General features: G+C 53.8%; 11 protein-coding genes. 9 read left to right on the forward strand and 2 right to left on the reverse strand.

Annotation, left to right across the window (positions count from 1 at the left end):
- Nucleotides 1-178: 178 nt before the first annotated feature.
- The 3 genes from ACO064_RS14545 (at nt 179) to ACO064_RS14555 (ending at nt 7,737) form a co-directional block, all read left to right on the forward strand.
- Nucleotides 179-1,213 carry a type IX secretion system membrane protein PorP/SprF gene (locus ACO064_RS14545; protein ID WP_421828000.1) on the forward strand — a complete coding sequence of 345 codons (1,035 nt, stop codon included), beginning with the start codon at nt 179-181 and terminating at the stop codon, nt 1,211-1,213.
- 177 nt (nt 1,214-1,390) lie between these two features.
- Complete coding sequence (locus tag ACO064_RS14550; RefSeq protein WP_421828001.1) at nt 1,391-4,276, forward strand: sugar-binding domain-containing protein; 2,886 nt, start codon at nt 1,391-1,393, stop codon at nt 4,274-4,276.
- A gap of 23 nt (nt 4,277-4,299) precedes the next feature.
- The gene (locus ACO064_RS14555; protein WP_421828002.1) at nt 4,300-7,737 is read left to right on the forward strand and encodes a DUF5107 domain-containing protein; all 3,438 of its coding nucleotides are present in this window, start codon (nt 4,300-4,302) and stop codon (nt 7,735-7,737) included.
- Here ACO064_RS14555 and ACO064_RS14560 read toward each other — a convergent pair.
- A complete protein-coding gene (locus ACO064_RS14560; RefSeq protein WP_421828003.1) occupies nt 7,734-8,615 on the reverse strand; it encodes an AraC family transcriptional regulator in 882 nt (293 codons plus the stop codon). The two genes, ACO064_RS14555 and ACO064_RS14560, sit on opposite strands and share 4 nt — an antisense overlap.
- 101 nt (nt 8,616-8,716) lie before the next feature.
- Here ACO064_RS14560 and ACO064_RS14565 point away from each other — a divergent pair, with 101 nt between their 5' ends.
- From ACO064_RS14565 to ACO064_RS14580, 4 genes are all read left to right on the forward strand, one after another.
- A complete protein-coding gene (locus ACO064_RS14565; RefSeq protein WP_421828004.1) occupies nt 8,717-10,057 on the forward strand; it encodes a sugar porter family MFS transporter in 1,341 nt (446 codons plus the stop codon).
- Between the two features lie 174 nt (nt 10,058-10,231).
- Nucleotides 10,232-13,291, forward strand: a complete 3,060-nt coding sequence (locus tag ACO064_RS14570; protein ID WP_421828005.1) for a SusC/RagA family TonB-linked outer membrane protein — start codon at nt 10,232-10,234, stop codon at nt 13,289-13,291.
- Nucleotides 13,292-13,320: 29 nt separating this feature from the next.
- Complete coding sequence (locus ACO064_RS14575) at nt 13,321-14,889, forward strand: RagB/SusD family nutrient uptake outer membrane protein (protein ID WP_421828006.1); 1,569 nt, start codon at nt 13,321-13,323, stop codon at nt 14,887-14,889.
- Between the two features lie 130 nt (nt 14,890-15,019).
- Complete coding sequence (locus ACO064_RS14580) at nt 15,020-18,331, forward strand: VCBS repeat-containing protein (RefSeq protein ID WP_421828007.1); 3,312 nt, start codon at nt 15,020-15,022, stop codon at nt 18,329-18,331.
- Here the strand turns inward: ACO064_RS14580 and ACO064_RS14585 are convergent.
- Entirely contained in the window at nt 18,328-18,669 is a 342-nt protein-coding gene (locus tag ACO064_RS14585; RefSeq protein WP_421828008.1) for a winged helix-turn-helix transcriptional regulator, read from the reverse strand. The genes ACO064_RS14580 and ACO064_RS14585 overlap by 4 nt on opposite strands.
- Nucleotides 18,670-18,769: 100 nt before the next feature.
- Between ACO064_RS14585 and ACO064_RS14590 the strand changes: the two genes are divergently transcribed.
- Both ACO064_RS14590 and ACO064_RS14595 read left to right on the forward strand, forming a co-directional pair.
- Entirely contained in the window at nt 18,770-19,519 is a 750-nt protein-coding gene (locus tag ACO064_RS14590; RefSeq protein WP_421828009.1) for an SDR family oxidoreductase, read from the forward strand.
- 113 nt (nt 19,520-19,632) lie between these two features.
- A complete protein-coding gene (locus tag ACO064_RS14595) occupies nt 19,633-22,419 on the forward strand; it encodes a DUF1553 domain-containing protein (RefSeq protein ID WP_421828010.1) in 2,787 nt (928 codons plus the stop codon).

The following is a 22,419-nucleotide window of genomic DNA, read 5'->3' on the forward strand; positions in this document are numbered from 1 at the left end:
ACGTTATTGTAAACGAAACGGCAGCTATAAAAATTTTATAGGAATCCATTCATCCGTTTCATCCGTTACCACTACCTTTATCTAAGCGGTCAAGTGCAATTTTACGGTAAAAAAACGTTTATGTTTTAGTGTTTTCCCGGAACCAGTTTGGCAAGTTGTTTGCACTAAAGATACAGTTATGTTAAAACGTTACCTTCTTATCCTCTTTGGCTTGCTGATCGCCGGAACGGTTTGGGCGCAGGATCCGCAGTTTTCGCAGTTCTATGCGGCTCCCATGTACTTGAATCCGGCTTTTGCCGGTTCGGCCTTGGCACCACGGGTAACGGTCAACTACCGGAACCAATGGCCCGCCGTGACCAATTACGTGACCTCCATGGTGAGCGTCGATCACTATTTCGACCGCTACAACAGTGGGGTTGGCCTGATGCTGCAAAGCGATAACCAGGGTCAGGGGCGCATCCGTTCCACCGACATTGGCTTGCAATATTCCTACCAGATTCAATTGGCCGAACAAACGTTCGTGCGGCTGGGCGTTCAAGGCTCCTACGTAAACCGCTCGATCAACTGGTTTGGCCTCACCTTTGGCGATCAGTATAACAACGGCGGCTTTACCGGCAACCCCACCACCGACCCCGTGGTTTCCAACGGCTCACCAACCCTTTCTTACCTGGATTTTTCAACCGGCGGTTTGCTGTATTCCGACTGGTACTGGATCGGCGTGGCGGCTCACCACCTCGGGCGGCCCAATCAGGGCGTTTTTGTCCTGAGCGACGAAAGCCGTCTTCCGATGAAGGGGAGCGTCCACGCGGGCCTTCGGATTCCCTTTGCGGGTTTCACCGGCCTGGGCGATGAGTGGGATCGTGAAAAAACCATTTCACCCGCGATCAACTACCGGTATCAGGGCAAGTACGACCAACTGGATCTGGGTGTTTATATGACCTATTCGCCCATGGTGGTCGGTCTTTGGTATCGTGGTTTGCCGTTGAAAAAATACGCCCCGAGTGTTACCAACCGCGAATCACTGATTGTTTTGGCCGGTTTTCGTCAGGACAATTTTTCGATTGGTTATAGCTACGACGCCACCATTTCCTCGCTCGGACCAGGCAGCGGGGGCGCCCACGAGATTTCGCTCTCGTACACCTTTGAGAATTTCCCCTCGGGCAAACCCAAAAACCGCAAAGCGCGCAAGCAACTTTCCTGCCCGAAATTCTAATCGCTTTGTTTCGTGAAATGCCTGCCTCCTTCCTCTGGTTGAGGGTAGCCGGAATTTCCGTTAAATTATCCATCTTTTCCCAAATAAACTCTATGGTTTATTTTATATGAATTTGTGTTTTTTGCATGACGATTAGGTAGATCACGGGTAATCATAAACCGCCTGATCGGGTACAAAATGCACAAAAGGGGACTATTCATTTTTATCCTTTCGATCGGAAGCTGGTTTGCCAATCCTACGCAGGCCGTCAGTCAACCTAAAATCTCGTTAGCCGGGGAGTGGCAACTCCGTTTAGACCCCGCCGATCTGGGTTTGCGGGAACACTGGTGGCAGGGAACCTACCCCGATCGGGTGAAACTACCGGGTTCTTTAACGGAAAACGGAAAAGGAAATGACATCACGCTGCAAACGCCCTGGGTCGGCGACGTCATCGACAGCACGTATTTCTTTGCGGACAGCTATAAAAAATACCGCGAGAATCCCATCAAAATACCGTTCTGGCTTCAGTCCGTCAAGTATTACGCCGGGCCAGCCTGGTATCGACGCCAGATCGAAATTCCCGCCAACTGGGCAAAAAAACGCATGACGCTGAATCTGGAACGCTGCCATTGGGAAACGATGGTGTACGTCAACGGCCAGTTCTGCGGCACGCGCAACTCCCTCGTGGCTCCCCACCAGTTCGACCTCACCAAACACCTCCGACCGGGCCGCAACACCATCGCCATTCGGGTCGATAACCGGTATAAACTACACATTGGCCCCAATTCGCACAGCGTTGCCGATCATACGCAAACCAACTGGAACGGGTTAGTCGGTGATTTGTCATTAACCGCCGAAGCACCAACGTATATAGAAGACGTACAGGCGTTTCCGAACCTGGCGGCTCAATCGATCAACGTATCGCTGGCGCTTCGCCAGCCCCGGCACCAGGAATTTCAGGGGAAGTTGATTCTACAGGCCCGGAGTTTGCAAAAAAATGGCGCAGCCTTGCCGGAATTAACGCAAGCCGTTCGGTTCACCGGCGAAGAAACCACGTTAAACCCAACGTATGCCATACCGAATCCGCAACGCTGGGACGAGTTTAACCCCAACCTGTACAAACTGCACGTCCGGCTGGTCAGCGATCAGGGCGAGGTGCTATCGGAACGGGAGGTGACGTTCGGCATGCGCGAAATGAGTACAAGCGGAACGCGGCTGGCCATCAACGGTCGTCCGATTTTTCTGCGGGGCGATGTCGAATGCGCCACCTTTCCGCTGACGGGCTATCCGCCAACGACGGAACCGTACTGGGAAAAAATCATGAAAACCGCCAAAAGCTACGGTCTGAATCACCTTCGCTTTCACTCGTGGTGTCCGCCCGAAGCGGCTTTCGATGTGGCCGACCGGCTTGGCGTGTATTTATACGTGGAAAGTCCACTGTGGGCCAACCAGAGCAGTGCCGTCGGCACGGGTGGCGTGATCGACGATTTCATTTACCAGGAATCGGAACGCATTCTAAAAGCGTACGGCAATCACCCGTCGTTCTGCATGATGTCGTACGGCAATGAACCAGCCGGACCCGAGCAGAACGAGTTTCTGGGTCGCTGGGTCGACCACTTCAAACAGAAAGACAACCGCCGACTCTACACCAGCGGAGCGGGCTGGCCCATGATTCCTGAAAGCCAGTTTCACATTCATTCCGATGCCCGGATTCAGCGGTGGGGCGAGGGTGTGAAAAGCATCATCAACGCGGGAACGCCCAAAACCAGCTACGACTGGCGCGAGATCACCAAAACCGCTACGGCTCCCTACGTCAGCCACGAAATTGGGCAGTGGTGCGTTTATCCAAATTTCAAGGAGATTGCCAAATACACCGGCGTGGTGCGGGCGAAAAATTTTGAAATCTTCAGAGAAACGCTCGAAGCCAACGGCATGGGCGATCAGGCCGAAGCCTTTCTGCATTCGTCGGGCCGTTTGCAGACGCTTTGCTACAAAGCCGATATCGAAGCGGCCCTGCGCACGCCCGGTTTTGCCGGTTTTCAGTTGCTGGGGTTACACGATTTCCCGGGACAGGGAACCGCGCTGGTGGGCGCGCTGGATGTTTTCTGGGAATCCAAAGGCTACACGACTCCCGAAGAATACCGCACGTTTTGCAGCCCAACGGTTTTGCTGGCCCGCATGGAAAAGCTCGTGTATGAAAACAATGAAACGTTACAGGCCGCTGTGGAAATTGCCCATTTTGGCGCGGGCGAGTTGACCAACCAAACCGTGGTCTGGCAGGCGCTGGATGCAGCCGGGAAAGTAAAACGCAGTGGATCGCTGACCAAAGACAAGATAGCGATTGATAACCTCCAGTCGGTCGGAACTATTCAATTGCCGCTTGCGGGTTTCAAAAAACCGGAGATGCTTACGCTGAAAGTGGCTTTGAAAGGCGCTGAAAGTACGAATTCCTGGAATTTCTGGGTCTATCCGGCGGGTGTCAATGCCGATGCGGCTACGGGAAAAGTCGTCGTGGCCCACACCTTGACGCCGGATGTCGTCAATCAATTGCAGAACGGCGCGAACGTTTTGCTGTTGCCCTACGGACACGTCAAAAAAGGCAAAGGGGCCGAAGTGGAGATTGGATTTTCGAGTGTTTTCTGGAACACATCCTGGACCAAGGGGCAGGCTCCGCACACGCTTGGGCTGGTTTGCAATCCGGCTCACCCGCTGTTTGCCAGCTTCCCGACCGAAGCCAGCAGCAACTACCAGTGGCAGGATCTGGTCAGCCATTCCCAAACCGTCATTCTGAATGATTTTCCCAAAACGCTTCGTCCGCTGATTCAGCCGATCGATACCTGGTTCGAAAACCGCCGGTTATCGCTGGCGTTTGAAGGCCGGGTTGGCAAGGGAAAGCTGCTCGTGTGCAGCATCGATCTGGAAAGTGATCTGGCCCAACGCCCGGCTGCCCGGCAGTTGAAATATAGCCTGCTGAACTACATGAACAGCAGCCAGTTTAAACCCGCGAACGGGCTGGAAGTCGATCAGGTAAACCAATTGTTTCAGGCCGAAACCTCTCTGCTTACGCCCGCTAAAAACGACTAAAATATTTTGACAGACCTCTATTTATGGCTTTGCAGGAAGTGACTGTGTGGGAAGAATCGGTTGTGATTCCCACATACGGTGTCGGCGCACCCGAAAAAAATCCGATGTTTCTGGAAAAACGGGTGTATCAGGGCAGCAGCGGGGTGGTGTATCCGCACGCCGTGATCGAAAAGATCGACGACCACAAGGAGGACCGGACGTATCAGGCGGTTTTTCTGGAAAACCGTTATCTGAAAATCATGGTATTGCCCCAGTTGGGCGGGCGGATTCAGATGGCGTACGATAAGATCAAAAACCGTCATTTCGTCTATTACAACCAGGTGATCAAACCCGCATTGGTCGGGCTGACGGGGCCGTGGATTTCGGGCGGCATCGAGTTCAACTGGCCGCAGCACCACCGCCCCAGCACCTTTGAACCCGTTGATTATACCACCGAAGCCCATGCCGACGGTTCCAAAACCGTGTGGGTCAGCGAAGTGGAGCGGATGTTTCACACCAAAGGCATGGCCGGTTTTCGGCTGCATCCTGACAAAGCCTACCTCGAAATTCAGGGCGTGCTGTACAACCGTACGCCCGTTCCGCAGACTTTTTTGTGGTGGACGAACCCGGCCGTCAAAGTGAACGATCACTACCAGTCGGTTTTTCCGCCGGATGTCTATGCCGTTTTCGACCACGGCAAACGGGATGTTTCGTCGTTTCCGATTGCCACCGGGACGTATTACAAAGTCGATTATTCGCCGGGGACGGACATTTCGCGGTATAAGAACATTCCGGTGCCGACGTCGTATATGGCCGTGGCGTCGAAGTATGATTTTATGGGCGGCTACGAGCACGACAGCCGGGGCGGTTTGCTGCACGTGGCCAACCACCACCTGTCGCCGGGCAAAAAGCAGTGGACCTGGGGCAACGGCGAGTTTGGCTACGCCTGGGATCGCAACCTGACCGACGAAGACGGGCCGTATATCGAGCTAATGACCGGCGTTTTTACGGACAACCAACCCGATTTTTCGTGGATTATGCCCAACGAAGAGCGGACGTTTGTGCAGTACTTCATGCCCTACAGCGAAATTGGAATCGTTAAAAATGCCACAAAGGAAGCCGCTGTCAATCTGGAACTTACTAACAAAACCGTTCAGATCAGCGCGTATGCCACCGCCGTTTATGCGGGGGCGGTCATTCGATTGACAAAAAATGGAGAAGTGGTTTTTGAACAACAGGTTGATCTCTCGCCGGAAAAACCGTTTCTGCATGAATTACCGCTTTCGCTTCTTGCCCCTAAATCCCCTAAAGGGGACTTGGACGTAGAATCCTCCGGATGCAAAAAGTCCCCTTTAGGGGATTTAGGGGCGCAACTCCGCCTGAGCGTCGAAACCGCTGATGGCCTGGAACTGGTCGCTTACCAGCCCGACGAAGTAGCGGAGACAACGGTTATTCCGGAACCGGCCCAGGCCGCTCTGGACCCCACTGAGGTGGAAAACAACGAGCAGTTGTATTTAACGGGTTTGCACATCGAGCAATACCGCCACGCAACCTATGTCGCCACTGAGTATTACGAAGAAGCCCTGCGCCGTGATCCGAAGGATGTGCGCTGCAACAACGCCCTGGGGCTTTGGCATATGAAACGCGGTCAGCTCGCCAAAGCGGAACCGTATTTCAGACAAGCCGTTCAGACCCTGATTCAGCGAAATCCCAACCCGTACGACGGCGAACCGTATTACAACCTCGGCCTGTGTTTGCAGGGGTTGGGGCGGTATGACGAAGCCTTCGACGCATTTTTTAAAGCCACCTGGAATGCCGCCTGGCAGGATACCAGCTTTCTGGAACTGGCCCGCATCGCCACCCGCCGGAAAACCTACGCCCAGGCCCTCGAACTGGTCGAGCGGTCGCTGGCCCGAAACTGGCACGGCCATTCGGCGCGACATTTGAAGGTGGCCCTGCTGCGGAAAACCGGGCGAACCGGCGAAGCTTTGCAGCTCATCGACGATACGCTGGCGATTGACCGGTTTCACTTCGGCTGTCTGTTCGAAAAATCGCTCCTCTTGCAAACTGGCGACGCATCGGATGCGGCCCGGACGCGGAGCCAGCTTAACGAGCTGATGCGCTACAACGCCCATACCTACCTGGACTACGCGCTGGATTACAGCCGGGCCGGCCTGTACGACGAAGCGATTCAACTGCTCTCGGAATTGCTGACAACCGGAAAGGCGGTTTATCCGATGGTCTATTACTTCCTGGCCTTTTTCAACGCGCAGTTGGGTCAGACCGAAACCGCTCACGACTATCTCAAAAAAGCCACCGAAGCCAGTCCTGACTTTGTATTCCCCAACCGGCTGGAAGAATTGACGGTTTTGCAATGGGCGGTTTCGCAAAAACCGGGTGATCAGCCGATTAACCACGCCCACACCTGGTATTTTCTGGGCAATTTCTGGTATGGTAACCGGCAATATGACGAAGCCATCGACGCCTGGGAGCGGTCTGTGAGTCTCGATGACGCCTTCCCCACGGTGCATCGGAATCTCTCCCTGGCCTATTACAACAAACGGCAACGGGCCGACAAAGCCCTGGTATCACTGGAAACCGCCTTTTCCCTGGATACCGCCGATGCAAGGGTACTCATGGAGTTGGATCAGTTGTATAAAAAGCTGAATTACCCGCATGAAGAACGACTGGCGTTTCTGGAAAAACACCTCGATACAACCGAAGAGCGCGATGATCTGTCTTTAGAACGGATCACGCTGTATAATCAGCTCGGCGCGTATGAAAAGGCGCGTGATTTGCTGGCCGCCCGGCAGTTTCATCCGTGGGAGGGGGGCGAAGGCAAAGTGGTGAGCCAGTACCTGATTTGTCACATCGAGCTGGCGAAGCAGGCGTTGCAACATGCCGAATATTCGTTGGCCCTTGCGCTCCTGACAGCCGCCGAAACCTATCCGGTGAATCTGGGCGAAGGCAAGCTGTTTGGCGTGCAGGAACCCGACATTTTCTATTTGAAAGGACTGGCCTACGAAGGGATGGGCGAAACGCAAACCGCCCGGTCGTATTTTGAGCGGGCATCAGTCGGTCTGGATGCGCCGGTGCAGGCGGTTTTCTATAACGATCAGCAACCGGATAAACTGTTTTATCAGGGCTTGGCCCGGAAAAAACTGGGGCAGAACGACCGGGCCGAAAAGCTTTTCAAGACGCTGATTCAGTACGGAGAAACGCACCGTGACGACGCTATCAAGATCGATTATTTCGCGGTATCGCTGCCCGATCTGCTGGTGTTCGATGCCGACCTGAACGAACGAAACCGCATCAGTTGTCTGTATCTGATGGGTTTGGGACATCTGGGTCTGGGAAATGGTCATGTTGGACAGGCGCTGGCCTGTTTTGATGCCGTTCTGGCCAGTGACCGCAACCACCAGGGCGCGGCTTTGCACCGGAAAATGGTCGATTTTCTGACGGCGCAGGAAGTGTCGGGTTAGGATTTCCGGAGTTTGCGGAAATCGCGCGGAGACACGCCCATGACGTGGGCAAAAACCCGGCTGAAGTGGTACGGGTCGCTGTACCCGATCTGGTAAGCGACTTCCTTGATGCGCAATTGCGTGTTTTCGAGCAACCGACAGGATTCCTGAATCTTTAAAAAGGTAAAGAAATTGATGGGCGCACTTTGGACCTTGGTCCGAAAAACCGCCGAATAGTGCGACGCCGACATGCCCGCAATCTGCGCCAGGTCTTCCAGCGTCAGGTTCTTGCTCAGGTTCTCTTTCATGAACGCGATGGTTCGGCTGATCGGGTCATTTTCGGGTTGGGCAAACTGGTTGGGATTATAAACCGCATTGTTGAACGTGGCCAGGAAGCGCGACAGACTGCTGTTGGCATACACGATATTGTCCATGTTATACGACATTTCGACGTGTGACAGAATGTCGTCAAAAAGCTGAAACCGCTCGGGCTGGGGCGACACGGTTACCGGGGACGGATCGGTATCCTGCTTTAAAAACTGCAAAAAATGATGCGCGTTGGAACCGGTAAAATGCAGCCAGTAAATGGTCCAGGGATTCTGGGTGTCGGTTCCGTAGCGGTGGGCCTGGTCGGCTGGCAGAATAAAGACCTGGTTGGGTTTTACGGTGTATTTCCGGTCGTTGAGGACATACCAGCCTTCGCCCTGAACGCAATAAATCAGAATGTGTTGCGGACTTCCTTTCCGGCGTTCCCGATCGTGAAAAGCGGCTTTCGGATAATACCCGATATCGGTGATGTACAACGACTCACAAAGCGGATGAACGGCGATCAGTTTCTTTAACTCGCCCGGCAACACATAACTGCGTTGTCCGGCAAAGCCCTCTTTCTTTTTGATCATGTCGCAATATTATCTAGGTATGGGTCAGGAATGGTTTGTAAAATTACGCATCTGTATCGCTTTTTTTCTAAAAATTACCCGAATACTTTAACAAAACCACCATGGCAAAAACCGGGCTTAACGCCAACTATATTTTTGGAATCGCCTTCATTTCGGCACTGGGCGGATATCTGTTCGGCTTTGATTTTGCCGTTATTTCGGGAGCGCTGCCGTTTCTGCGGGGTTATTTTGGACTCACGGCCTGGTGGGAGGGATTTCTGACCGGTTCGCTGGCGCTGGGCTGTATGCTGGGCTGCGTGCTGGCCGGCAACCTCGCCGACCGCTACGGACGGAAACCCGGTCTGATGGTGGCGGCCCTCATTTTTGCGCTCTCTTCGCTGGGCATGGCCTTCTCCTCCACCTTGCCGGTTTTCATCACCATGCGCTTCGTAGCCGGAATTGGCGTCGGGATGGCGTCGACGCTGAGTCCGCTCTACATTGCCGAAATTTCGCCCGCCGAAGTCCGGGGCCGCAACGTTTCCATCAACCAGTTGACCATTGTGATCGGGATTCTGATCACCAATCTGGTGAACTATGCACTGGCCGATAACGGCCCTGATGCCTGGCGGTGGATGTTCGGGCTGGGGGCCGTGCCGTCCGTCGGTTTTCTGCTGGGCGTCTTCTGGTTGCCCGAGAGTCCGCGGTGGCTGGTGCAGAAAGGTCGGGTGCAGGAAGGCGAAGCGATTTTGCGCCGAATTGGTGGTGAATCCTTTGTAAAACAGACGGTTATTGCCATCAATCGTTCGATGGAAGGAGTTGAAAAACCGTCGTTATCCATGCTGCTGGAGAAGGGCGTTCGCCCGGCGGTGATTGTCGGCATTGGCCTGGCGGTGCTGCAACAGTTGTGCGGAATCAATGTAGTTTTCAATTATACCTCCACGATTTTCGAGACCGTGGGAGCCAATCTCGACCGGCAGTTGTTCGAAACCGTAGCCATCGGAATCGTCAATCTGGTATTCACGCTGGTGGCCATGTGGCAGGTGGATAAACTGGGCCGAAAACCGCTGATGCTCATCGGAACCCTGGGGCTGGCGGTGCTCTATGTCGTGATTGCGGTGCTGCTGAAAACCGGCGCGTCGTCGGGTTTGCTGTCGGTCTTCGTGCTGCTGGCGATCAGCGTTTACGCGACCTCGCTGGCGCCCATCACCTGGGTTTTGATCTCGGAAATTTTTCCCAACCGGGTCCGTGGGCTGGCGTCATCGGTCGCGATTTTGGCGTTGTGGGGGGCTTACTTCATTCTGGTTTTCACATTTCCGATCCTCGCCGAACAACTGGGTACATACGGACCTTTCGGGCTTTACGCGGTAATCTGCCTCGTCGGATTCTGGTTTGTCCGCCGGAATGTGCGCGAAACGAAAGGAAAAACGCTGGAAGAACTGGAAGATACCTTCATCACGCATTGATTTCATAAGATTATCCATCTTAATCGAAATTCTCTCTATTGATTTAGGAGCTGAAGCCTTTAATCTTTGTAGTTATGGAATTTAGCAAATAATGATTTGGATTTTATCGTGCCTATCCTCAATTCAATCGGCTTGTTCTGACTAATCAACTAAACCCTTAATCCTTTCTTACGTATGAATTATTCTATACGGTGTCTGCAAACAACCCTGCTATTGGTTTGCCTTACACTGACCACTTTTGCCCAGAGCCTGATTACGGGCAAGGTGGTTGGCGAGCAAAACGATGGCATACCGGGGGCTACGATTACCATAAAGGGCACAACCCGGGGCACCACGACCGATGCGTCCGGTGGGTTTCAACTGAATGCCAGCCCGAACGAAACGCTCGTATTCAGCTACGTGGGTTACGTGACGCAGGAAGCCGTCGTTGGCAACCGCACCAGCCTGACCGTCAAAATGCTGACCGATACCCGCAGCCTGGAAGAAGTGGTGGTGGTGGGCTATGGTACGGTGAAAAAAAGTGACCTGACTGGTTCGGTTTCGACCATCAAAGCCGACGCCATCAAGGAAATGCCGGTGGTTTCGGTCGATCAGGCCATTCAGTCGCGGGCGCCGGGTGTTCAGGTGACCCAGAGTTCGGCGGCTCCGGGAGGTGGGATTTCCATTCGCGTGCGGGGTGCCAACTCCATCAACAGCGGAAGTGAGCCACTGTATGTCATCGACGGTTTTCCGATGTATCCCGACAATGGCGCGATGGGAACCGCGGGCAACCGGCAGTCTAGCAACGCGATGGCCACCATCAACCCCAACGAAATTGAATCCATCGAAATCCTGAAAGATGCCTCGGCTACCTCGATTTACGGATCGCGGGGGTCGAACGGTGTGGTTCTGATTACGACCAAACGCGGAAAAGAAGGCCAGAGCCGGGTCGATTACGAAGGTTCCTACTCGTTCCAGCAAATCGCGCGGCCCATCGAGGTCTTGAACGGCAGTGACTATGCCCGGTATCTGAACATTCTGGAACGCAGCCAGGGCGGCAGTCCGCGGTTTACCGACGCGCAAATCAGCCAGATCGGCGAAGGCACCAACTGGCTGAATACGATTACACAAACCGGAGCGTTGTCTAACCACCAGCTTTCGTTTACCGGCGGCAACAAGGCCATGCGGTATGCCTTTGTTGCCAACTACCTGGATAATAAGGGCATTGTCAAGAATACGTTTTTCAAACGGTACGGTTTCCGGCTGAACCTCGACAACGATTTTCTCAATGGTCGGGCCACACTCAGCAATAGCTGGTCGTATAACCGGACGGGAAGCAGCAACGTGGCCACGGATCGGGGCGGCCCGGGCGGGATCATCATTACGGCCCTGGGCCTGGACCCAACCGTGGCAGTGTATGACCAGAATGGCAACTACAATTACCCGAGCTACGATCAGCGCTTCAACATCAACCCCCTGGCAGAAGCGGTTGAAGGCTACGACCGGGATAACATCAACCGGTTATTCGGGACGACGGCTCTGACGGTCAACATCATCGAAGGGCTAAAATTCCGGACCAGTCTGGGCGCTGATGTCGTGAATGCCACCCGCAACACGTTTTATAACAACTACACCTTTACCGGTCGGCAGTATGGCCGGCAACTGGAACGGGCCAACCGCAACGTCAGCAGCATTCTGAACGAGAACATCCTGAGCTACAACAAACAGATCCGGCCGGGCCACAACCTCGACGTCACGCTGGGATATACCTATCAGCAGGAAAGCAACCTGTTCAACTCGGCGTCGACGCGCGGACTGCCTTCGGATGATCCGGAGTCGGTTAACATGCAAAACGGCAGCAGACCCCAGATTCCCAATTCCGGGCGTCAGGACTGGACCTTGCAATCGCTGCTGGGCCGGGTGAATTACAACCTGAAAGACCGCTACCTGTTTACGGTGACGTTCCGGCGCGATGGTTCGTCGCGGTTTGGCCCGAGCAACAAATGGGCCACGTTCCCTTCGGCGGCTGTCGGCTGGCGTCTGGTAAACGAAGATTTCTTCCAGAACTCGGCTCTGAAAAATGTGTTTGACGACGTTAAAATCCGGGCCAGCTACGGTCTGACCGGTAATTCACAAATCCCGGTTTACCGGTCGCTGGGCGGTTTATCGACCTACAATTACGTGTTTGGTGGCGGCCTGGCTGCGGGCTATGGCCCCAACCGGATTGCGAACCCCGACCTGAAATGGGAAAGCACCGCGATGCTGAACCTCGGTCTGGATCTATCCCTGCTCAACAACCGCCTGTCGATGACGTTCGATGTATTCAGCAACAAAACCACGGATCTGCTGCTGGATGTTTCCATTCCGCAAAGCACGGGTTTCAGCACCATCATGCTGAACTCCGGATCGCTGACCAACAAGGGCCTTGAGTTTTCTACAAACTATAAAATCTTCAATAATGCCGCGTTCAAATGGGATGTGAGCGGTAATATTTCGGTGTTGCGGAACGAGATTACCGATTTGGGCAAGAGCACGCCCTTCTTCGCCAACAGCACCAGCGGCCACTTGGGCGTTTTTGGTAGCTGGGTAGAAGCCGGAAATCCGATTGGGGTTTGGAAGGGCTACAAATACGTCGGACTGTTCCAGACGGATGATGAAGCCCAGACTTTTGCCGCCCGTGCCGGTTATCCGAAATACGAAGACGTGAACGGCGACGGAAAATACACCGCCGACGATTATGTGGTGATGGGCAATCCGAACCCGAAATTTACCTGGGGATTGAATTCAAGTGTCAAGTTTAAAAATTTCGACCTCTCGATCTTCTTCCGGGGTGTTCACGGCAACGATGTGCGGAACCTGCAACAGTCGGAAATGGGCGATGGGGTTCAGAAAATCAACCAGATTGGCGACATTCTGACGGATTCGTGGACGCCGACCAATACGGGTGCCAGCCGACCCGTGATCGATGGTCGCCGGGATTTCATCTCCTTCCGCCGGTCGTCGTTCTTCATTCAGGACGGTTCTTTTGTGCGGTTGCAGAACCTGGCGCTGGGCTACAACCTGCCGTTGCATACCAAATACATCCGGTCGGCCCGGATCTACGCCAGCGGCCAGAATCTGTTCCTGATCACGAAATACAAAGGATTCGATCCGGAAGTGAACAACCAGGGCCAGAACAACCTGAACCGGGGTGATGACTACGACGCCTATCCCCGCGCCCGGATGTTTACGGTGGGAGTCAATCTTGGTCTGTAATTCGCTAACCCTACAATCTTAAAAGAGACATGAATCTGATTATTTCTTCCAAAGTCAAATCCCTGCTGATGCTGTCGGTCCTGGCCACGGGCCTCGGTTGCTCGGATCTCAAGGAAAACCCCGATTTTATCAATCCCGACACGTTTTATAAATCGGCTACGGAACTGGAACTGGGCGTCAACGGTATTTACGACGATCTGAACTCCGGCTATTCCGGCTATTTCTACGACCGCTACGTATTTGAGTGTTTGACGGGCGACCAGATCGGCTGGGAAAAAGGTCCGCTTCAATACAACCTGGGCAACGTCAGCTCGGCCGACGAATACATTGAAGCCTACTGGTCAATCAGTTACCGTTCTATCAACCGCGCTAATGCGGTGATCGAAACCGCCGATGCGATGAAAGATCCATCCAACGACGCCCTGGTGAAACGCCTGAAGGGTGAAGCGCAGTTTCTGCGGGCATTCTACTACTACGGTTTGCTGAGCTATTTCGATAACCCTCCGCTAACGACCAAATCGACCAAGGGAATCAGCGAATTACCGTCGAATGCGGGTGGAAAACGCGCCGTGATCGACCAGATTTATGCCGATGCCAAGGCCGCTGCCGAAGTATTACCCGCTGCCTATACCGGAGCCAACGCCGGACGGGCGACAAAATGGGCGGCCAAATCGATTCTGATGAAAGCCCAGCTCTGGGATGAAAAATGGGCCGACGCCAAAACCACCGCCGAAGACATCATCAACAACAGCGGGCTTCAGTTGTACGAAAACTTCGGTTATAACTTCGATCTGGCGCATGAAAACCAGGGTGAACGGATTTTTGAAGGCCAGGTTTCGGCAGCCGCCAACGCCAGCGAGTGGAATGTGCACTCGGCCCACTTTAACCCGGAAGATTATCCGAGCGAACTGGGCGGTGCGGGCTGGAGCTGGCTGAGTGCGACGCAGGAATTCCGGGCTTCGTACGACAGCAAGGACAAACGCATCGACGCCACGTTCATCGAATCGTATCCAACGGGGCGCCTGGGTAAAGTCAATGGGCAGTATCCGATTGTGAAATGGAGCCCGACAGCGGATTTCAACCTCTCCCGGTTTGGCGGTATTGTCAAAGCCGATGCCAACCCGGCCGATCCCAATCAACTGGTTTTTGGTAAAGCGTGGGCGGGTAAGCTGGTAGAATTGGGTATCAACTACAACAACACCGAAAAGAACACCATTTACATCCGGTTGGCCGACATTCTGCTGGGCCATTCCGAAGCCTGCAACGAAAGCAATACGGGCGACAAGTTCATGGGAATCAACAAGGTACGCGCCCGCGCCGGTCTGACGGCTCTGAGCGGTTTGAGCCAGTCGGCGTTGCGGGATGCGATCATCAAGGAGCGCGAGCAGGAATTTGTGTTCGAGCAGGTGATGTATCCGGAACTGCGTCGCAAAAGTAAACCGGGCGGACAGCCTGATTACCTGGGTGAGCGAATCAACCACTACATCACGAAATACAAAGTGGGCCGAACCCTCAAACCGCGCGATTATGTGCTTCCGCTCCCGCTGAAAGAGATGCAGGGTAATCCGAACGTAACGCAAAACCCGGTGTGGCAGTAATAGTTGCCCCCAACCCCCTAAAGGGGGCTTAACATCCGGATTTTAAGCCCCCTTTAGGGGGTTGGGGGTGATCAAAAAAGGGCTTTCACAAGCCCTTTTTTGATGTCTGTTTTTTAGCGACCTTGCCTGTATGAAGTACCTATTCCTGCTGCCGGTTTTCCTATGCATCCTGGCTTGCGAGCAAAAGACGAAGACACTCTTCACTACCTTGCCAGTCTCGCAAACCGGCGTCCATTTTCAGAATACCGTTACCGAAAACGACTCCTTTAACCTGGTCGATTATTATTACGTTTACAACGGCGGGGGCGTCGCCGTTGGTGATTTGAACAACGACAACCTGCCGGATCTGTATTTCACCGGCAATCAGGTGGGTGACCGGATCTATGTGAATACCACCAAACCCGGTTCGGGTTCGCCCACCTTTGAGGACGTGACGGACAAGGCCGTTATTCAGAAAGGCGGCTGGTCGACAGGCGTCACGATGGCAGATGTGAACGCCGACGGACTGCTGGATATTTACGTCTGCAAGTCGGGCAATTACGAAGGAAGCCGCCGGAAAAACCAGTTGTACATCAACAAAGGAAACTTTCGCTTCGAGGAAAGCGCCGAGCGCTACGGTCTGGCCGATACCAGTTACACCAACCAGGCTACCTTTTTTGACTTCGACAAAGACGGCGATCTGGACCTTTTCCTGCTGACCAGCACGAATCTGATTCGCAATCCGAATCAGGTGACGCCGGTCATTGCCGACGGTTCCGGACTGGCCAACGACAAGCTGTTCCGCAACGATTCGGAGGCATCGGGACCCCGGTTTACGGACGTGACCAAAGCGGCCGGTATTCTGCACGACGGTTTCGGGCTGGGACTCACGATCGCCGATTTTAACCAGGACGGCTGGGAAGATATTTACGTCGCCAACGACTTTCTGGCGAACGATTTTCTGTATGTCAACAACCAGAACGGGACGTTCAGTGAAGTCAGCAAAACGTATTTCAAGCACCACAGCCAGTTTTCGATGGGCTGCGATGCCGCCGATATCAACAACGACGGCTTACCGGATCTGGTCGTAGCCGACATGCTGCCTGCCGACAACGAGCAGCGTAAAAAAATGGCGGGACCGGCTAATTATCAGCAATTTGAAAGCATTACCCGCCAGGGGTACCACCCGCAATTTATGCGGAATATGTTGCAGGTGAACGGCGGAAAAGCCCCCGACGGCCGGATGGTTTTCTCCGAAATCGGGCAGTTCGCCGGAGTTTCGGCCACCGACTGGAGCTGGTCGCCCTTGCTGGCCGATCTGGACAACGACGGCTGGCGGGATCTGGTCATCACCAACGGCTATCTGCGTGACATCACCGATCTGGATTTTGTGTCGTTCAACGACTCCTTCGCGCAGGGAAACCGGACGCCCGAAGAAATTAATGCGTATTTGCGGCAGGGCGCACCCAAAATGCCGAGCATCAAAAAGGCCAACCGGTTTTTTCGAAACCGTCGCGATCTGACCTTTGATGATGTGACCGCCACCTGGTTTGGCGCGGAAACCTCCCTGTCGAATGGTTCAGCCTACGCCGATCTGGACCGCGACGGTGATCTGGATTTAATCGTCAACAACATCAACCAGGACGCGTATATCCTGCAAAACAATACCGCCAACACGCATTACCTGCAAGTGAAACTACGAGGCCCGAAACAGAATCCGTTCGGCCTGGGCGCGGGGGTGACCCTCTTTAGCAAAGGGTTAACGCAAACGCATCATCAGGCTGTTACAAAAGGCTATCAATCGTCCGTCGATTACATCATTCATTTTGGCTTGGGTGCTAACAAAACCGTTGATTCCCTGCGGATTGTCTGGCCGGACGGCAAATCGCAGACGCTGAAAAAACCGGCCATCGACCGGCTTTTAACACTGAATTATCAGCAAGCTGCCAAAACCGTTCAGCAACCTGAAAACCGCCCGCCAACCTTACTGACCGACATCACCCGAACATCCGGGATTCAGTTTACCCATCAGGAAGAGTCCTATCTGGATTACAATCAGGAACCGCTTTTGCCGCACAAACTCTCGCAACAAGGCCCGAAACTGGCGGCTGGCGACGTCAACGGCGACGGTCTGGAAGATCTGTTCGTGGGCGGTTCGTTCCGGCACTACGGAAAATTGCTGATTCAGACATCGGCGGGGCGGTTTATCGAAAAACCGTATACCGATGAATCGTTGCCGAAAGACGAAGAGGATGTCGGGGCGCTGCTGTTCGATGCCGACGGCGACGGCGACCAGGATTTGTACATTGTCAGCGGCTCGAATGAATATTACGACGGTTCGGAATTTTATCAGGATCGGCTGTATCTCAACGACGGAAAAGGCAAGTTTACGGCGGCAACCGACCAATTGCCAGCCATCCGGCACAGCGGTTCGTGTGTGCTGGCGGTTGATATTGACAAAGACGGCGACCTCGACCTGTTCCGGGGGGGGCGATTGAAAGCGTTACAATATCCGCTACCCGGCGAAAGCTATGTATTGATCAACGATGGCGGACGCTTTCGGGATGCGACGGACGAGCTGGCCCCCAACCTGCGAAATGTCGGCATGGTAACCGATGCGGTTTGGGCCGACATCGACCGCGATTCATGGCCGGATCTGGTGGTGGTGGGCGAAATGATGCCGATTACAGTTTTCAAAAATAACCGGGGAAAGTTGGCTCAACAACCGATGGATGCGCTGAAAGGCTCGGAAGGATTCTGGAATTGCATTCGTTCCGGCGATTTTGATCACGACGGCGATGTCGATTTTGTGATTGGCAATCTGGGGCTGAACAGCCGTTATCGGGTGTCGCCCAGCCAGCCCATGCGCGTTTACGCGGGTGATTACGACAACAACGGTCGGCTCGACGCCATTGCTACGTATTACCTGGACGGGATTGAATACCCGATTGCATCCCGCGACGAACTGGGTCGGCAGTTGCCCCTCATCAAAAAACAGTTTACCAATTACGCCCTGTACGCCAAAGCCAAAGTCACCGACCTGCTGACGCCCGAACGGCAAAAAATCAGCACGGTTTTGCAGGCCTGCTGGCAGCAAAGTGTGTTGCTGGAAAATACCGGCGGCAGTTTCCAGATCAAACCGTTACCAGCTCTGGCCCAGTGGGCGCCCATCCAGAGTTTGCTGGTGGAAGACATCGATCAGGATGGCCATCTGGACGTGCTGGCGGTTGGAAACGCGTACGATGCCGAGTCGGTGGCCGGACAATACGATGCCATGACGGGACTCGTTCTGAAAGGGGACGGAAAAGGCGGTTTTCAGCCATTGCTGTTTCCGCAAAGCGGTTTTCTGGCGGATGGGGATTGCAAATTCATCGTTGGACTCAACAACAGTCCGGCCCAACGGCTGATTGTGGTGTCGGCCAACAAAGGCGCATTGCAGGTTTTTCGTCCCCGGAAGAACTAGATTACGGTTCTATGGTGCTTCGCCCAGCTAATCATTTCACTCAGCAACGGCCACAACGTTTTGCAATACTCCGTGATTTCATATTCGATGAGGACGGGCGTTTCATTATGAACCGTTCTGGTTACTAACTTATTCATCTCCAGCTCTTTCAGCTCTTTTGAAAGCATCCTGAACGTGATATTCGGGATGCTTTTGGCAATTTCCCGGTAGCGCTTGTGGCCGCTGCTTAGCGATACGATGATCAATACTTTCCATTTACCGCTGATGACATACAAGGTGTCCTGAATGTATTTCAGATCGGTTGGGCAACTGAAGTTGCAGACGTATTCCTCTTTCATTTTGTGGGTGCTATTCCCGATGATAGCGCTATACCTTAGTATACTGCACACAAATGTATAGCAACTGGCGCATACTTTTGCAGCCATACTAAAAACGAACATGAAAAAGTTAGCAAACAAAGTCGCCGTGGTCACCGGTGGTAACAGCGGGATTGGTTTATCAACCGCCATACTATTTGCCGAACAGGGGGCCAGCGTAGCCATTACAGGCCGCAACCCGATTTCTTTAGACAGTGCCGTAGAAGCCATAGGCCACGGAACGGTCGGCATCGTCAGTGATGTTTCCGATGTAAACAACATCACAAAAGCGTATGAAAAAGTAAGCGAAGTGTTTGGCAAGATTGATGTACTGGTCGTCAATGCGGGTGTAAATCATGCCGGGCCGTTGGCCGACTATACGGAAGAACAATTCGATCAGATCAGCGACATCAATTTCAAAGGGGCCTTTTTTTCGGTGCAGCGCGCGTTGCCGTATTTAAATGATGGAGCTTCCGTTATTCTGACTTCCAGCGCCGTAAACGAAAAAGGATTCAGCAATGGGGCGGCTTATTCGGCAACAAAAGCGGCCGTCCGGTCGTTAGCCCGAAGTTTTTCGACCGAATTGATGGACCGAAATATCCGGGTGAATGTTCTGTCGCCCGGCGCGATTGACACCCCATTTTTCGGTAGGGGTGGGGCCTCACCGGAGGAAGTCGATGGCACCAAAGCATACATGGCTACCATCATTCCCGCGAAACGGTTGGGGACGGTTGAGGAAGTTGCGGAAGGATTTCTCTATTTAGCCTCCGACGCTTCGAAATATATGGTCGGTTCCGAACTCGTCATGGATGGTGGTGTAAAAACGCTGTAACAAGTTACCAAAACCGTAAAATTATCCATGTAAAGCAAAATTTGCTCCATTCCGATTAGGATTATGGCTGACTAAATTTGTGTAGAACCAATACCGCCCGGTTAGGGCCGCGTATGAACACAAAAGTCATTGTCGTCAGTGGAGCCCTGGTCGGAGTGGGCCTGTTGTTGTCGTCCTTCCTGGGCTGGTTCGAGGAGCGCGTCGACTTCAACACCCAGGTCAAACCGTTGCTGAATAAAAACTGCATTGCCTGCCACGGGGGCGTCAAAAAAGCCGGGGGTTTTTCCGTCTTGTTTCGACACGAAGCCGTCGCACCGACGAAATCGGGCAAACCCGCGATCGTTCCCGGTGATGCCGACGCCAGTGAAATGATTCGTCGGTTAACGCTGACCGATCACGACGAACGGATGCCGCTGGAGGCACCTCCCCTGAAACCCGAAGAAATTGAAACCCTCCGCAACTGGATCGATCAGGGCGCGGAATGGGGGGATCACTGGGCGTATACCCGCATTGAAAAACCGGAAATTCCTCAAATTGGTACGTTCTGGAGTCGGTTAGGAATATCCATTCCGGGATTAGCCAAAAATGACGAAACTGACTGGGTCAAAAACGAGATCGATCCGTTTGTGCTCGAAAAACTCCGGGGCCAATCGCTGAAACCGTCACCGGAAACCGACCGCGCTACGCTTATCCGGCGCGTTACCCTTGACCTGACCGGGTTGCCGCCCACCCAGCAGGAAGTCGCTGATTTTGTGAAAGATCAATCGCCGAATGCGTACGAAAAGGTTGTCGACCGGCTTCTGGCTTCACCGGCGTATGGTGAACGCTGGACGGCGCTCTGGCTCGATCTGGCCCGGTATGCCGATTCGAAAGGCTACGAAAAAGATACCGAACGAAAAATCTGGCGGTACCGCGACTGGGTGATCAAGGCCTTCAACCAGGATATGCCCTACAACCAGTTCACCATCGAACAACTGGCTGGGGATTTGCTACCCAACCCGACTGACGATCAATTCATTGCGACCGGTTTTCACCGCAACACGATGACCAACGACGAGGGCGGCACGCAGGACGAGGAATTCCGGGTTGCTGCGGTGCTGGATCGGGTCAACACGACCTGGGACGTGTTTCAGGGAACGACGTTTGCCTGTGTGCAGTGTCACAGCCACCCCTACGACCCGTTTGTTCACGATGAATATTACAAGTATCTGGCCTTTTTCAATAACACCCGCGACGAGGACGTTCAGACCGATACGCCGACTTTGCGGTTTTTCAAGGATCAAGATTCGGTGAAGGTAGCCGAGTTGAAAAACTGGGTTTCGTCGCATACGAAGCAGCCCCAGCCGGTGCAGGAACTGGTGAATTTTGTCCGGCTGACGGAGCCTAAAATCAACTCACACGATTTTGATCAGTATGTCAATGCGTCGCTGCTGGATGCCAAGTTTTTCGGTGTGCAGCACGGCGGATCGGCGCGAATCAAAAGCGTCAACCTGAACGGAACCAACCGCCTGATTATGGCGATTGGAACGAATGCCGAAAAGGCGGTTTTGACACTCCACCAGGACAGCCCGACCGGCCCGACGCTGTTGACGATTCCTGTACCCAAAACCGGTAGCCAATGGCGCGATACGGTGATGATTTACGCGCTGCCGACGGTTTCGGGGCGTCATCATGTGTATCTAACAATGGACAGCCCGAAGCAACCGAAGGATTGGACGATGATCAAATGGGTGTCGTTTCGACCGGCCTTGCCGGGAACTTCGGCAACGGTTTTGAGCGATATGGATCACAAACTCCAGGCGGTGCTGAACGCCAAACCGGAATCGACGCCGGTTTTGTTCGAAGGGAAAGGCGATTTTGCCCGGAAAACGCACGTATTCGACCGGGGCAACTGGCTCGTGAAAGGAAAACCGGTGCAACCCGACGTCCCCAAATCACTGCCACCCTTGCCCACTGATTCAACCGGAAAACCAGTTCCCCGCAACCGCCTGGGGCTCGCGTTGTGGATGGTGAATCGCGATCATCCGCTAACCGCGCGGGTAGCCGTCAACCGCTTCTGGGAGCAACTTTTCGGAACCGGGCTCGCCGAAACCGTGGAAGATTTAGGGACGCAGGGCATTCCGCCTACCCACCGGGAATTGCTGGATTATCTGGCCACTGAATTCATGGAAACCGATCACTGGTCGGTGAAACGCCTGCTAAAACGCATGGTTCTGTCAGCTACCTACCGCCAGCGTTCGGAAGCTTCGGCAGATCTGGTCGCAAAAGACCCCTTCAACCGCTGGCTGGCTCGGGGTCCCCGCGTGCGGCTGACGGCCGAGCAGGTCCGCGATCAGGCGCTGGCCACCAGCGGCTTATTGAGTTCGAAACGGTTTGGGCCGAGTGTGAAACCGTCGCAGCCCGACGGCATCTGGCAATCGCCCTACAACGGCGAAAGCTGGAAACTGAGCGAGGGCGAAGATAAATATCGCCGGGCACTCTATACGTACTGGAAACGCACCTCTCCCTATCCGTCGATGATCACCTTTGACAGTCCGAGCCGGGAGTTTTGTCAGGTTCGGCGCATTCGGACCAACACGCCTTTGCAGGCCCTCGTGACACTGAACGACCCGGTTTTTATCGAATCGGCGCAAACGCTGGCGGCTATGATGCAGAAACAAGGAAAAACCGCCGACCAACAAATTCAGGCCGGTTTTCGGCAAGTCATGCAGCGGAATCCGGCCCCTCAAAAATTGGCTGTGCTGGTGAAGCTGTATCAAAAAGCAGAGACCTATTACCAACAGCATCCGACCGATGCACAGAAGTTAGTGGCAAGCAAAGAGGCTACTCCGCAGTTGGCAGCCCTCCTAATCACCGCCAATACAATGCTCAATCTGGATGAAGTGATCACCAAAGAATAA

It is taken from the genome of Larkinella sp., assembly GCF_965227735.1.
Classification (GTDB): Bacteria; Bacteroidota; Bacteroidia; order Cytophagales; family Spirosomataceae; genus Larkinella.

Excerpts from the sequence above, each read along its gene's own strand:
- ACO064_RS14595 (WP_421828010.1), top strand. The coding sequence starts at position 19,633 with ATGAACACAAAAGTCATTGTCGTCAGTGGAGCCCTGGTCGGAGTGGGC.
- ACO064_RS14580 (WP_421828007.1), top strand. The coding sequence starts at position 15,020 with ATGAAGTACCTATTCCTGCTGCCGGTTTTCCTATGCATCCTGGCTTGC.
- ACO064_RS14565 (WP_421828004.1), top strand. The coding sequence starts at position 8,717 with ATGGCAAAAACCGGGCTTAACGCCAACTATATTTTTGGAATCGCCTTC.
- ACO064_RS14545 (WP_421828000.1), top strand. The coding sequence starts at position 179 with ATGTTAAAACGTTACCTTCTTATCCTCTTTGGCTTGCTGATCGCCGGA.
- ACO064_RS14560 (WP_421828003.1), bottom strand. The coding sequence starts at position 8,615 with ATGATCAAAAAGAAAGAGGGCTTTGCCGGACAACGCAGTTATGTGTTG.
- ACO064_RS14570 (WP_421828005.1), top strand. The coding sequence starts at position 10,232 with ATGAATTATTCTATACGGTGTCTGCAAACAACCCTGCTATTGGTTTGC.
- ACO064_RS14585 (WP_421828008.1), bottom strand. The coding sequence starts at position 18,669 with ATGAAAGAGGAATACGTCTGCAACTTCAGTTGCCCAACCGATCTGAAA.
- ACO064_RS14575 (WP_421828006.1), top strand. The coding sequence starts at position 13,321 with ATGAATCTGATTATTTCTTCCAAAGTCAAATCCCTGCTGATGCTGTCG.
- ACO064_RS14590 (WP_421828009.1), top strand. The coding sequence starts at position 18,770 with ATGAAAAAGTTAGCAAACAAAGTCGCCGTGGTCACCGGTGGTAACAGC.
- ACO064_RS14550 (WP_421828001.1), top strand. The coding sequence starts at position 1,391 with ATGCACAAAAGGGGACTATTCATTTTTATCCTTTCGATCGGAAGCTGG.
- ACO064_RS14555 (WP_421828002.1), top strand. The coding sequence starts at position 4,300 with ATGGCTTTGCAGGAAGTGACTGTGTGGGAAGAATCGGTTGTGATTCCC.